The 13,013-nt window shown below is 72.4% G+C and carries 10 protein-coding genes; 3 read left to right on the top strand and 7 right to left on the bottom strand.

From position 1 onward, the window contains the following. Positions 1 to 21: 21 nt before the first annotated feature. Positions 22 to 1,938, bottom strand: coding sequence for an IucA/IucC family protein (locus ABT300_RS11505; protein ID WP_351674098.1), 1,917 nt, complete (start codon positions 1,936 to 1,938; stop codon positions 22 to 24). A 494-nt stretch (positions 1,939 to 2,432) separates the two neighbouring features. Here ABT300_RS11505 and ABT300_RS11510 point away from each other — a divergent pair, with 494 nt between their 5' ends. Beyond that, a complete protein-coding gene (locus tag ABT300_RS11510) occupies positions 2,433 to 3,656 on the top strand; it encodes a trypsin-like serine peptidase (RefSeq protein WP_351674100.1) in 1,224 nt (407 codons plus the stop codon). A 108-nt stretch (positions 3,657 to 3,764) separates the two neighbouring features. On the opposite strand, the gene hflX is transcribed toward ABT300_RS11510, so the two are convergent. The 6 genes from hflX to miaA all read right to left on the bottom strand — a co-directional run bounded on the left by hflX (position 3,765) and on the right by miaA (position 11,934). Continuing rightward, positions 3,765 to 5,258, bottom strand: a complete 1,494-nt coding sequence (gene hflX, locus ABT300_RS11515) for a GTPase HflX (protein WP_351674102.1) — start codon at positions 5,256 to 5,258, stop codon at positions 3,765 to 3,767. A 137-nt stretch (positions 5,259 to 5,395) separates the two neighbouring features. After that, positions 5,396 to 6,907 (bottom strand): M1 family metallopeptidase, encoded by a 1,512-nt coding sequence (locus ABT300_RS11520; protein WP_351674104.1) that lies wholly within the window; start codon positions 6,905 to 6,907, stop codon positions 5,396 to 5,398. 89 nt (positions 6,908 to 6,996) lie between these two features. Beyond that, positions 6,997 to 9,174, bottom strand: coding sequence for a RelA/SpoT family protein (locus ABT300_RS11525; protein WP_351674106.1), 2,178 nt, complete (start codon positions 9,172 to 9,174; stop codon positions 6,997 to 6,999). A 301-nt stretch (positions 9,175 to 9,475) separates the two neighbouring features. Then, on the bottom strand, positions 9,476 to 10,345 hold the full coding sequence (gene dapF, locus ABT300_RS11530) for a diaminopimelate epimerase (protein ID WP_351674108.1): 870 nt from the start codon (positions 10,343 to 10,345) through the stop codon (positions 9,476 to 9,478). 32 nt (positions 10,346 to 10,377) lie between these two features. Further along, on the bottom strand, positions 10,378 to 10,887 hold the full coding sequence (locus ABT300_RS11535) for a hypothetical protein (RefSeq protein WP_351674118.1): 510 nt from the start codon (positions 10,885 to 10,887) through the stop codon (positions 10,378 to 10,380). Positions 10,888 to 10,995: 108 nt separating this feature from the next. Continuing rightward, entirely contained in the window at positions 10,996 to 11,934 is a 939-nt protein-coding gene (gene miaA / locus ABT300_RS11540) for a tRNA (adenosine(37)-N6)-dimethylallyltransferase MiaA (protein WP_351674110.1), read from the bottom strand. Positions 11,935 to 12,117: 183 nt separating this feature from the next. On the opposite strand from miaA, the gene ABT300_RS11545 reads away from it, so the two are divergent. Both ABT300_RS11545 and ABT300_RS11550 read left to right on the top strand, forming a co-directional pair. Continuing rightward, a complete protein-coding gene (locus ABT300_RS11545; protein WP_351674112.1) occupies positions 12,118 to 12,564 on the top strand; it encodes a hypothetical protein in 447 nt (148 codons plus the stop codon). 23 nt (positions 12,565 to 12,587) lie between these two features. After that, the gene (locus ABT300_RS11550) at positions 12,588 to 12,857 is read left to right on the top strand and encodes an antitoxin (protein ID WP_319187247.1); all 270 of its coding nucleotides are present in this window, start codon (positions 12,588 to 12,590) and stop codon (positions 12,855 to 12,857) included. Positions 12,858 to 13,013 lie beyond the last annotated feature (156 nt).

Below are 13,013 nucleotides of genomic sequence, written 5' to 3' on the forward strand. Positions count from 1 at the left end.
CGGACGTCGGTCTCCCCCGGCTCAGGCACGCAGCGGATTGGGGACCGTGACGTAGACGGACTGGGTGTCCACCGGTCCGACCAGTTCGTCGAGGCCGTGCAGCCGCGTCAGCAGATTGGCCTTGCAGCGCAGCACCGGCGAGTCGAGCAGCCGCGCGGGCAGCGAGCTGCGCAGCCGGCGCGGGCCGCGGGCGGCGTCCGCGAGGAAGCGGCGGAGGGCGGCGAGCAGCAGCCGCTCGTCGGCGAGCCGCTGCGAACCGAACGCGCCGACGAGACCGAGGACGTTGTTGATTCCCAGGTAGTAGCAGAAGCGCTCGTCGGTGACCTCGTCGTCCACGAAGGTGTCGCCGGCCTCGCCGATGCCTGGCAGCCGGGCGGCGAGGTCCGCGCGGCGGGACTCGCGGAAGTAGTAGCCCTGGTTGTCGCGGTAGCGGCCGCCCGTGGGCCAGCCGTCGGCGTCCAGCAGGAGGAGGGTGTTCTGCTGGTGTGCCTCCAGTGCGATGCCCGCCTCGCCGTCGAGCCACAGGACGGGGCGGACCACCCGTTCCAGGTAGCGCAGGAACCACTCGGCGGCGACCGCTGCGACGGACCGTCCGGTGTGTCGGGCGAGGCGGTGGACGATCGAGGCCAGCCTCGAGCGGGGGACGGCCGCTGCGTCCGGGCGAACCGCGCCGGCGGCCCCGCGCGGGCCGTTCGGCCGGGGGGCGACGAGACCGGCGAGGCAGGCGACGTCGTCCCCCGGAGTGAACGGGTTGTGGCGGATCACCACGTCGAGGCCGGTCAGCGGGAGGCCGTCCGGACCGTCGACGGCGAGCCAGGCCGGGTCCCGGACGATGTCGAAGCCGGGGTGGGCGGCCCGCCACCGCCGTGCCAGCCCGGCGCGCAGCAGGCGGTGCACCTCGACGCCGCGGTGGAGTTCCTTGCGGAGGTTCTCGCGCCGGGAGTTGGTGATGCGCAGTCCCAGCGAGAGTTTGAGCATCGCGGGGGCGCCGGAGCGGTGGACGGTGCGCACGGAGGAGGTCGGGTGCCAGGGCGGGCCGTGCGCGCCGAGGTCCTTGAGCAGTCCGGCGTCGAGCAGGGCTCGGACCTCCGGCCGGCGCCGTGCCTCGCGCAGTTGCCAGGGATGCATCGGCAGCGCCGCGAAGCCCTCGGGCAGCGGCAGGCCGCGGCCGGCGAGCCGGGCCGTCAGCACGGCGGCGGGGACGGGGCGGCCGCCCTCGGTCCAGGCGGAGTCGGTGGCCAGTGCCGAGGGATCGACGGCGAGCCAGTGCAGGGGGAACGATCCGCGTGCCTCGGGCGAGTACAGGCGGGCGTCACCGTCCGAGAGCCCTTCCCGGCTCTTCGGGGTCGGGTGCAGCGGATGGCCGAGCACCAGCGCCTGCTCGGCGGCGAGGAACAGGTCGGAAGCGTCGGCGGGGCGTTCCCGGCGTTCGCCGATGAAGGCGGCGGTGCGGCGGAGCGAGTCGGCGACCCGTGCGACGAGGTCGACGCCTTCGCTGTCAGCGGTGACCGGCCGCACTTCGTCGCCGGCGGTGACCGGCCTGACTTCGTCAGCGGCGCTGATCGACCAGGCTTCGTCGCCCGCGGTGACCGGCGGGACGTCGGCGGGCGGGGCGGTCCGGCCGGCGGCCGGGTTCGTCTCGCGGGCGAGCAGCGCCGCGACCATGACGGCGTCCACGGGCGGGGTCTGCTCGGGCGCGCCCGCCAGGCGGGGCAGGCCGAAGCGGTGCATGCCCGTCGGGGACCAGTAGAGGACGGGCGCCAGCAGGGCGGCTCCGCTGGCGGGCAGCGGGATCAGCAGGAGGCCGTCGGCGGGCGCGGGCAGGCCGGCCTCGCGCACCCAGCAGCGCAGCAGGTTCTCCACGGCGGCGGCCTGGGCCGCCGTGTGCGGGTCGGGGTGGTCCAGGAGATCGGCGGCGGAGTCGGGGGAGGTGGTCAAGGTCGCTCCTGGTGAGGAAGGGGACTGTCCGCGATCGGGCGGTGACGCCGCCCGGCCCGACGGCTCGCTCACGAACGCCCTGGGGCGCCGGCTCGGCCACGGCCTCGCTCCCCGCCGGCCCGCGGTGCGGAGGCGGACGCCACGGCAGCCCCTGCCGCTACAACCCCCGACGCATCGACCGGTTACGGGTTGCCTCAAGATCCGGTTGCCTCAAGATCCCCGCTGTGACCGAACAGTTGCCGTTCCGTCGGAAGTCCCCCACAGCGACCGCATATCGTGTGGTGGCATCGCACCCGGTCGTGAGACCCGCTTGAACTCGACGTGAGATCACCCTGAGTTCGACGGAACACGACCGAGTCCGTTTGCTTTCGGCCGAGTTGAACCGAGCTCGACGGAGTACAGGCACGTCTGATCGAGTTCGACCGAGTTCCGCCGGGTTCACTCTGCGGGACGGCCGGAGCTTCACGTTCGTTGACAGCAGGGGGAGTACCAGCATGCGATCCATACGGCCGTCGTCCACCGCTCGCCGGGGAAGGAACGCGCGTCGCAGAACCTCCCCCGTGCTGAGCGCCGTCGCCCTCGCCTCGGTGCTCGCGCTCACCGCGACCGCCTGCGATTCGGGCGACGCCGATGCGAGCGGCCAGGCGAGCGCCTCGGCGTCCGCCGCCGACGACGGAAAGATCACGATCCCGGACGACATCAAGGACCGGCTCAAGGAACACGGGATCGATCTCGACAAGTGGAAGAACGGCGCCTGGAAGAACTGGGACAAGGACGACTGGCTGCGTGAGGCGCAGGACTACGTCAACCCGATCATCAAGGGACTGTGGGACCCGGACCGGATGCGGGAGGCCGAGGACCCGGACCGCGGCGTCGACGACAGCGATCTCTCCGGCGACCAGGGGGTGACCGACCCGACGCCCGCGGCCGTGCAGGCGAAGGCGGTCTCACCCTCGTACCACGCCAACGCGCCCCAGGCGGGCAAGGTGTTCTTCGACTCCCCCGAGGGGACGATGGTCTGCTCGGCGACGGTCGTGCGGGACCCGGCCCACCCGGGCAAGTCCAACCTGGTCTGGACGGCCGGTCACTGTGTGCACGCCGGCAAGAAGGGCGGCTGGTACCGGAACATCGCGTTCGTCCCGTCGTACAACGACTCCGGCAAGACGGCCGCGCAGATGGAGTCGGCGACCAAGGAGCAGGCGGCTCCCTACGGCGTGTGGTGGGGCGACTGGGCGCAGACCTCCGACCAGTGGATCGCCCAGGGCGGCCAGACCGGCGGTGACGGCGCCTCCTACGACTACGCCGTCATCCATGTGACGCCGGAGGAGGGCGGTTCCGGCAAGTCCCTGGAGGAGACGGTCGGTTCGGCGCTCCCGGTGGACTTCAAGGCCCCGGCGGCGCCCAAGGTGAGCCGCATCACGGCGACCGGATACCCGGCGGCGGCGCCCTACGACGGGCAGAAGCTCTACCAGTGCAAGGACAAGCCGGGTCGGTTCTCGCTCAGCACCGCGGACCCGACGATGTACCGCATCGGCTGCACGATGACCGGCGGCGCCTCGGGCGGCGGCTGGGTCGCCACGGGCGCGGACGGAAAGCCCGCGCTGGTGTCGAACACCTCGATCGGCCCGGTGGACGCGGGCTGGCTCGCGGGCCCGCGGCTGAACGACGTGGCCAAGGGCGTGTACGACTCGGTGAGCAAGAAGTTCGCCGGGCGGTAGCCCGAGCGAGCGGCAGCGGACGACCGCCGCACCGCATGCGCGCGAAGGCCCGCCCCCGCGGCAAGCGGTGGCGGGCCTTCGCGTTCAGCGGATCGGTCAGGCGACGGCTCAGGCGGCCGGCGCCGGCAGGTACGGCGCGAGTTCCGCCGCCAGCTCCTCGTGCACCCGCGCCTTGAGCAGGGTGCCCTCCGCCGTGTGCTCCGCGGAGATCACCTCGCCCTCGTCGTGGGCGCGGGCGATCAGCCTGCCGTGCGTGTACGGCACCAGCGCCTCGACCTCGACGGACGGCCTCGGCAGCTCGTCGTCGATCAGCGCGAGCAGCGCCTCGATGCCCTGGCCGGTGCGGGCGGAGACCGCGATGGACCGCTTCTCGACCCGCATGAGCCGCTGCAGCGTCAGCGGGTCGGCCGCGTCCGCCTTGTTGATGACGACGATCTCGGGCACGCCGGTGGCGCCGACGTCCCGGACCACCTCGCGCACGGCGGCCAGCTGCTCCTCCGGGTTCGGGTGCGAGCCGTCCACCACGTGCAGGATCAGGTCGGCCTCGCCGACCTCCTCCATGGTCGAGCGGAACGCCTCGACCAGGTGGTGCGGCAGGTGCCGGACGAATCCGACGGTGTCCGCCAGGGTGTACAGGCGGCCGCTGGGCGTCTCGGCCCGGCGCACCGTCGGGTCCAGGGTCGCGAACAGGGCGTTCTCGACCAGGACGCCCGCGCCGGTGAGGCGGTTGAGCAGGGAGGACTTGCCCGCGTTGGTGTAGCCCGCGATGGCGACGGACGGCACCTTGTGGCGCTTGCGCTCCTGGCGCTTGATCTCGCGGCCGGTCTTCATCTCCGCGATCTCCCGGCGCATCTTCGCCATCTTCTCGCGGATCCGCCGCCGGTCCGTCTCGATCTTGGTCTCACCGGGACCACGGGTGGCGAGGCCGCCGCCCTTGCCGCCGCCCATCTGACGGGACAGCGACTGACCCCAGCCGCGCAGCCTCGGCAGCATGTACTGCATCTGCGCGAGCGCGACCTGCGCCTTGCCCTCCCGGGACTTGGCGTGCTGGGCGAAGATGTCGAGGATCAGGGCCGTACGGTCGATGACCTTGACCTTGACGACGTCTTCGAGGGCGATGAGCTGGCCCGGGCTGAGCTCGCCGTCGCAGATGACGGTGTCCGCGCCGGACTCGACGACGATGTCGCGCAGCTCCATGGCCTTGCCGGAACCGATGAAGGTGGCCGCGTCGGGCTTGTCGCGGCGCTGGATCACACCGTCGAGCACGAGCGCGCCCGCGGTCTCCGCGAGGGCGGCGAGCTCCGCGAGGGAGTTGTCCGCGTCCTGCGCGGTCCCCGTGGTCCAGACGCCGACGAGCACGACCCGCTCCAGACGGAGCTGGCGGTACTCGACCTCGGTGACGTCCTCGAGCTCGGTGGAGAGGCCGGCGACCCTGCGCAGGGCCGCGCGCTCGGAGCGGTCGAACTGGTCGCCGTCCCGCTCTCCGTCGATCTCGTGGCTCCAGGCGACGTCCTCTTCCATCAGGGCATCGGCCCGAAGACCTTCGGGGTAGGCGTGCGCCATGCGCGGGGTGTCCTGGGAAGCGGAAGAAGAGGAGGTCATTGGATCCTTACGTCGTGGGAGATGCCGAGTCGGCGTCCTACATGCTGCACAACGCGCGAGCCGGTCGGGAGATTCCCGTGTCCCGTGCCGCGGCGTCCTGTCGATGGTCGCACGGCACGGCCCGTCTCGTCACGGCCTTATTTCGCGGCGGGCGGGGCCTGCGGGGCGGGCTTCGGGGCGTTCCCGGCGGGGTTCTTCACGGCAGGGGCCGTCGCCTTCCAGTCCGGGTGGCCCGGCATCGGCGGGGTCTTCTCGCCGTAGAGCCACTCCCTGAAGAAAGGGGTGAGGTCGCGTCCGGAGACGTTCTCGGCGAGGCGGGCGAAGTCTGCGGTGCTCGCCGTCGAGTCCCGGTGGTTGTGCGTCCAGGCGCGTTCCAGGTGGGCGAACGCGGCCCGGCCGATCTCCTGGCGCAGCGCGTAGAGGACGAGTGCGGCGCCGTCGTACACGTTGGGGCGGAAGATGCTGATCTTCTGGCCGGGCTTCGGCGCCTTGGGCAGGGCGGGCGGTCCTCCGGCGGCACGCCAGCGGTCGGAGGCGCCGTAGGCCGCCTTCATGCGCGCCTGAAGGGTGCGGCCCGACTTCTCCTCCGCGTACAGCGCCTCGTACCAGGTGGCGTGCCCCTCGTTCAGCCACAGGTCGGACCAGGTGCGCGGTGAGACGCTGTCGCCGAACCACTGGTGGGCCAGCTCATGGACCATGATCGACTCGATGTACCACTTGGGGTAGGCGGGCTGGGTGAAGAGGTCCTTCTCGAAGAGGGACAGGGTCTGCGTCTCGAGTTCGAAACCGGTGGAGGCGTCGGCCATGAGCAGCCCGTAGGTCTCGAAGGGGTAGGGGCCGACCTTGCGTTCCAGCCATGCGATCTGCTCGGGGGTCTTCTTCAGCCAGGGCTCGAGGAGGGCGCGGTCCTTGGTGGGCACGACGTCCCGCAGCGGCAGCGCGTGCGGCCCCTCGCGGTGCACGACGGTGGAGCGGCCCACGGACACCTGGGCGAGCTCGGTGGCCATGGGGTGCTGGGTGCGGTACGTCCAGGTGGTCGTCCCGCCGGACTTCTCCACGCCGGCGGGCAGCCCGTTCGCGACGGCCGTGTAGGCCTCCGGCGCGGTCACCCGGATGGTGAACATCGCCTTGTCGGAGGGGTGGTCGTTGCACGGGAAGACGAGGTGCGCGGCGTCCGCCTGGTTCGCCATGGCGAGGCCGTCCACGGTCCTGACCCAGCCGCCGTCGCGGTCGCCGCTCATCACGGGATCGCTGGTGTGCCGCACGGTGATGCGCATCCAGCTCCCCGGGACGAGCGTGTCCCGCGGGGTGATCACCAGGTCGTCGTCCGCGCCGGTGAAGGCGGCCGGCCTGCCGTCCACCTCGACCGAGTCGACCTTGCCGTGCGCGAAGTCGAGGTTGATCCGGTCCAGGGCGGCGGTGGTCCAGGCGTTGATGACGGTGACGGCCTGGAGCGGCTTGTCGTTGGCGCCGGAGTAGGTGAAGGACAGGTCGTACGACGCGACGTCGTAGCCGGGGTTGCCGAGGTTCGGGAAGAGGCGGTCGCCGACGCCGAGCGGGGCCGCCGGCGCGCTCGCGGCGACGAGGCAGACGGACACGGCCGAGGCGAGCAGCGCGGACTTCAGCCGGGCGCGAGGGGTGAGCAGCATGCACCACCGCTACCAGTGGGCGGGGGCGCCGCGTCGGCGACGCGCGCCCGGCCCACCCGAACGGGTGGCTCACGCGCGCGTGGCCAGACCTACCTCGTCCCGGAGGAGGCCGCCGCGTGGTGCTGCGCGCGCCCCACGTCGTACACGCCGGGCACGTTGCGCATGGCGCGCAGCAGGGCGGGCAGGTGGGCCGCGTCGGGCAGGTGGACGGTGTAGGTGTGACGCACCCGCTGCTGGCTCGGCGGTTCGACGGTGGCGGAGACGATCTCGGCGCCCTCGAGCGCCATGGCCTCGGTGAGGTCGGCGAGCAGGTGGGGGCGGCCGAACGACTCGGCGACCAGGGTGACCCGGCATCCGGTGGTGTCGCCCCAGCGCACGGCGACCTCTTCACGCCCCGCGTCGGCCATGCGCGTCACGGCGGCGCACTCGGCGCGGTGCACGGTCACCACTCCCCCGCGCACCGAGAAGCCGGTGACGTCGTCGAGCGGCACGGGCGTGCAGCATCCGGCGAGCCGGACGTTCGCGTCGGGCCGGTCGTCGACGGTGATCGCCGCTCCGGGGCTCGGGGCGGACGGGTCCGCCGGGGCGGCGTCGGCCGCGGACCGGGCGGGCTGAGCGGTCTCGGCGGGGCCGGCGTCGGATTCGGCGGCAGCGTCCTCGGCTGGCGCCGGGTGCGTCGTCAGCCAGCGCTGGATGGCGATCCGGGCGGCGGGGGTGTGCGCGTGATCCAGCCACTCCCTGGAGGGCTCCGAGGCGGGGTCCTGGCCCATCAGGAGCTGGACCGTGTCGCCGTCCCGCAGCACGGTGCTGAGGGTCGCCAGGCGGCCGTTCACCCGGGCGCCGATGCAGGCGTGGGCGTCCTCGCCGTACTGCGCGTAGGCGGCGTCCACGCAGGTGGCCCCCTCGGGCAGGCCGAGGGCGCCGCCGTCGGGCCGGTAGACGGTGATCTCGCGGTCCTGGGCGAGGTCCTCGCGCAGGGTCGACCAGAAGGTGTCGGGATCGGGCGCCGCCTCCTGCCAGTCCAGAAGGCGGGAGAGCCAGCCGGGCCGGGTGGGGTCGACGCGCTCCTCGTCCGCGGGGGCGCCCGGGGCGCTCTGCTCCTCCGCGGAGGACGTGTAGGGGTTGCCGAGCGCGATGACGCCGGCCTCGGCGACCTTGTGCATCTGGTGCGTGCGGATGAGGACCTCCGCGACCTGACCGTCCTCGCGGGCCACGGCGGTGTGCAGCGACTGGTACAGGTTGAACTTGGGAACGGCGATGAAGTCCTTGAACTCCGAGACGACCGGCGTCATACAGGTGTGCAGTTCGCCCAGCACGGCGTAACAGTCGGCGTCCTCGTTCACCAGCACCAGCAGTCGGCCGAAGTCGCAGCCCCGCAGCCGGCCGCGTTTGCGGGAGACCCGGTGGACGGAGACGAAGTGCCGTGGCCGGATGAGGACTTCGGCCTGGATCCCGGCCTCGCGCAGCACCGTGCGCATCACGTCGGAGAACTCGGCCAGCGGATCGCTCTCCTGCGCCGCGTTGCCCGCGATCAGCTCACGGGTGTGCGCGTACTCCTCCGGGTGGAGGATCGCGAAGACGAGGTCCTCCAGCTCCGTCTTGAGCGCCTGCACGCCGAGGCGTTCGGCGAGCGGGATGAGGACGTCGCGGGTCACCTTGGCGATGCGCGCCTGCTTCTCGGGGCGCATCACGCCGAGGGTGCGCATGTTGTGCAGCCGGTCGGCGAGTTTGATCGACATCACTCGGACGTCGTTGCCGGTGGCGACGAGCATCTTGCGGAACGTCTCGGGTTCGGCGGCGGCGCCGTAGTCGACCTTCTCCAACTTCGTGACGCCGTCGACGAGATAGCGCACCTCGGCGCCGAACTCCTCGCCGACCTGATCGAGCGTCACGTCGGTGTCCTCGACGGTGTCGTGGAGCAGCGAGGCCGTCAAGGCGGTGGTCTCCGCGCCGAGTTCGGCGAGGATCAGCGTCACCGCGAGGGGGTGGGTGATGTAGGGCTCGCCGCTCTTGCGCATCTGCCCGCGGTGCGAGGACTCGGCGAGCACATAGGCGCGGCGCAGGGGTTCGAGGTCGGCGTCGGGGTGGTGCGCGCGATGGACCTCGACGACATGGCTGATCGCGTCGGGCAGCCGGCCGCGGGAGGCGGGGCCGAGCAGCGCGGCCCGGCCCAGGCGGCGCAGGTCGATCCGGGGAAGGCTGCGCCTGCGGGGTGTGGCCGGGGTTACCGGGCCTGGGGTCGCAGGGTTCGTGGCCTCCGCACTCATGGGCACCTCCGGCTGCGTGGACCGGCGGACGGGGTGTCCCAGGGCGGACACGGCTCAGGGGACTGGTTGAACGGTCCCCCGTCCGGGCCGGTGCTTGATGCTACCGAGCCCATCACGCGCGACCGACCGCCTCTCGCCGAGCGTGAAACGGATCACCCATTCGAGCGACGGATTCCAGGTTTACGGTTTCGAGCCACCAGAGCTGGACCCGAGGACGGATTCGAACCCCGTGATCGGGGCGAGGACGGTCCCATGACTCCTCCGGGACAGGCCCCGCCTCCGATCCGAAGCCTCGACGGGATCAGCGAACGGCGGTTTCCAGCCATTCGGAATCGATCTCCCCTGTGGCGACGATCACGGCGGGGCCGGTCATCTCGATCTCGCCGTCGGGGCGCTCGGTGATCACCAGGCGTCCGCCGGGAAGGTCGACCGTGTAGGTGACGGGGGTTCCGCTGGCCGCAGGGTCGGCGCCGTCCCGGCGCGCGGCGGCCACGGCGACGGCGCACGCGCCCGTGCCGCACGAGCGGGTCTCGCCGGAGCCGCGCTCGTGCACGCGCAGCGCGACGTGCCGCGGGCCCCGGTCCACGACGAACTCGACGTTGACCCCGTCCGGGTAGGCGGCGGCGGGGCTGAAGGGCGGCGGGGAGAGCAGGGGGCCCGCGTGCGCGAGGTCGTCCACGAAGGCGACGGCGTGCGGGTTGCCCATGTTCACGTTGCGCGCGGGCCAGCTGCGCTCGCCGACCGTCACGGTGACGTCGCCCTCGGGGAGACGGGCCCGGCCCATGCCGACCGTGACGTCGCCGTCCTTGGCGAGGTGCACGCGCTTGACGCCCCCGCGCGTGGCGACCGCGAGATCGCCGTCGGTGACGAGTCCGGCGTGCTGGAGGTAGCGCGCGAAGACGCGGACGCCGTTGCCGCACATCTCGGCGACGGAGCCGTCGCCGTTGCGGTAGTCCATGAACCACTCCGCCTCGGCGGCCATGTGACCGGCCTCGGGGTGCGCCGCGGACCGCACGACGTGCAGCACCCCGTCGCCGCCGATGCCCGCGCGGCGGTCGCACAGGGCGGCGACGTGGGCCGGGGAGAGGTCTACGGCGTTGTCGGGGTCCGGGACGATCACGAAGTCGTTCTCGGTCCCGTGCCCCTTGAGGAAGGCGATCCGGGTGCTCATTCCTCGATCGTACGGCGTGGCGCGCGGCGGGCTCAGCGCAGCCTGGCGACCCGCCAGACGGCCAGCGCCACCACCGCCGCGATCAGCACGACGTAGAAGAGGGCGACCCGCCAGTCGGGTCTGCGCCCGGAGCCGCGCGCGGGCAGCCCGGGCCACGTGTAACCCACGCGGCGAGCGGCCGTCATGCCCCATCCGGCCGCGCAGAAGCAGATCAGCAGCCCGAGCATGGCGATCATGGCGCCGCTGTCGCCGAAGTCGAAGGCGAGCGGGAAGGCGAACATCAGGGAGCCGACGGCGGCCAGGGCCACGATGGGCGCGAGCTGCCAGATCCGCAGCCGTCGCTGCGGGCGCAGCTCGACCTCGACCTCGGGACCGCTCGCGAACATCTCCTCGGGCTCGGGACCGTCGTCGGTCACCCCGCCCTGGGTGTCGTCCTCGTCCGGCCCGTCCGGGCTCAGACGGGCTTCCTCCGGCTCCGCCTCACCACGCTCGGTGGTGAGGTGTTCGGTGCCGTGTGCCGTGTCGCGAGGGCCGGCCTCCATCGCCACGCGCCCTCCCAACTCGGACTCCACTTGGTCGATCGAAGCTCGATGATGGCACGGCGCGGGAGGGCTGGATGACGGCCTGGGCGTCCCGATGCAATGACGTGATCAGGCTGTGACCGGTCGCTCCACGAACGCCAGTGCGGACTCCGGAAGTTCCGTGAGATCAGCCGCAGCCCCACTCAGCCAGTGCACCCGCGGATCGCGCCTGAACCACGAATCCTGACGGCGCGCGAAGCGCTTGGTGGCGCGCACGGTCTCCGCGCGCGCCTCGTCCTCCGTGCAGTCTCCGCTCAGGGCCGTGAGGACCTGCTGATAGCCGAGCGCGCGTGAGGCCGTACGGCCCTCGCGCAGACCCCGGGCCTCCAGCGCACGGACCTCGTCCACGAGTCCCGCGTCCCACATGCGGTCGACGCGCCGGGCGATGCGCTCGTCGAGTTCCGGGCGCGCCACGTCCACGCCGATCTGGACGGTGTCGTAGACCGAGTCATGGCCGGGCAGATTGGCGGTGAAGGGCTTGCCGGTGATCTCGATCACCTCGAGCGCCCGGACGATACGGCGGCCGTTGCCGGGCAGGATCGCCTGCGCGGCCTCCGGATCGGCCGCGGCCAGCCGGGCGTGCAGGGCTCCCGAACCGCGCAGCGTGAGTTCCTCCTCCAGCCGGGCGCGGACCTCGGGGTCGGTGCCCGGGAACTCCAGATTGTCGACGGCGCCGCGCACGTACAGGCCGGAGCCGCCGACCAGGACCGGCCACCTGCCCGCGGCGAGCAGGGCGTCGATGCGCTCCCGCGCCAGCCGCTGGTACTCGGCGACGGAGGCGGTGACCGTGACGTCCCAGACGTCCAGGAGGTGGTGCGGGACGCCGCCGCGCTCCTCGACCGTCAGTTTGGCGGTGCCGATGTCCATCCCTCGGTAGAGCTGCATGGAGTCGGCGTTGACGACCTCGCCGCCGAGTCGCTGGGCCAGGAAGACGCCCAGATCGGACTTTCCGGCCGCAGTCGGTCCGACGACGGCGATGACGCGGGGGGCGGGGGGTGCGCTGCTCACGGGACCAGTCTCGCAAACCTCCGCGACCGCCCTCGAACGAGTTACGTGACGGGCCCGGTGCGGTGTCGTTCCCCGTTGCGGGATTCCCGTCGCCGCGGCGGGAGCAGCGGCCTCCGGTGGCGCGAACGGACGCACCGGCCGACGCGGGATGTCACCCGCACGAGTACCGTATGGAGTGTAGATATGGGCGTTTTGGGACGACTTTTCGGAAGGTCCAAGGCCTCGGACGAAGCGACGGACGAAGCGGCGGCGGAGGGAGCCGCGACCAAGGCGGCGACGGAGGAGACAGCGGTAGAGGCAGCGGGAGAGGCGACGGCCGTCGACGAGACGGACCAGTCGGCCGAGGCTTCCCCGGCCCGGAAGCCCGCCGGGACCGAGGATCAGGACACCCCTGCCGAGGCGACCGGGGCCGCAGGCGCCCCCGCCCGTCCCGGGCCCGGGACGGAGAGCGAGACGACGGCCGAGCCGAGGGCCGGGGCGACGACCGGAGCGGAGCCGGAGAACGAGACGGAGACAGCCGGCGACGAAGGCATCGGCGAAGGCGTCGGCGGAGAAGGCGTCGGAATCCCCCGGCAGCAGTCCGCCGAGGAGGCCGCCGACAACGCGGCGGACGACAGCGCCCGCACGTGAGGAACCCGCGAGGAAGGTGACCCATGGGTCTTTTGGACAGTTTGAAGGCCAAGCTCACCCCGGCCAGAGGCAAGGTCTCGGACCTCGCGCTCCAGCACGGGGACAAGATCCAGCACGGCATCGACAAGGCCGCGCACGTCGTCGACGAGAAGACCAAGGGCAAGTACAGCGACAGGATCCACACGGGCACCGGCAAGGCCAAGGGCGCCATGGACCGGCTCGCGCACAAGGACGGATCCGCGGGGGGCGGCGACACCTTCACGCCGCCGAACACACCCCCGCCGGCCTCCTGATCAGCACCGGCGCCGACCCGGCGAACGGCGGACGGCCGCGTGGCGAACACGCACGCGGCCGGCCGCCCCCCCGGGGCCGGACCGGTGGGGCGCGCGGCCGAAAGGCAGACCGGGGGGTAGGGGCAGAGGGTTGTCCGAGTGGTGTAGATATCGGGG

It is taken from the genome of Streptomyces sp. NPDC001027, from assembly GCF_040299045.1.
Classification (GTDB): Bacteria; Actinomycetota; Actinomycetes; order Streptomycetales; family Streptomycetaceae; genus Streptomyces.

What these genes read in the sequence shown, in the direction of transcription:
- ABT300_RS11550 (WP_319187247.1), top strand. Translation starts at nt 12,588, where the DNA reads ATGGGTCTTTTGGACAGTTTGAAGGCCAAGCTCACCCCGGCCAGAGGC.
- ABT300_RS11545 (WP_351674112.1), top strand. Translation starts at nt 12,118, where the DNA reads ATGGGCGTTTTGGGACGACTTTTCGGAAGGTCCAAGGCCTCGGACGAA.
- ABT300_RS11525 (WP_351674106.1), bottom strand. Translation starts at nt 9,174, where the DNA reads ATGAGTGCGGAGGCCACGAACCCTGCGACCCCAGGCCCGGTAACCCCG.
- dapF (WP_351674108.1), bottom strand. Translation starts at nt 10,345, where the DNA reads ATGAGCACCCGGATCGCCTTCCTCAAGGGGCACGGGACCGAGAACGAC.
- ABT300_RS11535 (WP_351674118.1), bottom strand. Translation starts at nt 10,887, where the DNA reads ATGGAGGCCGGCCCTCGCGACACGGCACACGGCACCGAACACCTCACC.
- ABT300_RS11510 (WP_351674100.1), top strand. Translation starts at nt 2,433, where the DNA reads ATGCGATCCATACGGCCGTCGTCCACCGCTCGCCGGGGAAGGAACGCG.
- hflX (WP_351674102.1), bottom strand. Translation starts at nt 5,258, where the DNA reads ATGACCTCCTCTTCTTCCGCTTCCCAGGACACCCCGCGCATGGCGCAC.
- ABT300_RS11520 (WP_351674104.1), bottom strand. Translation starts at nt 6,907, where the DNA reads ATGCTGCTCACCCCTCGCGCCCGGCTGAAGTCCGCGCTGCTCGCCTCG.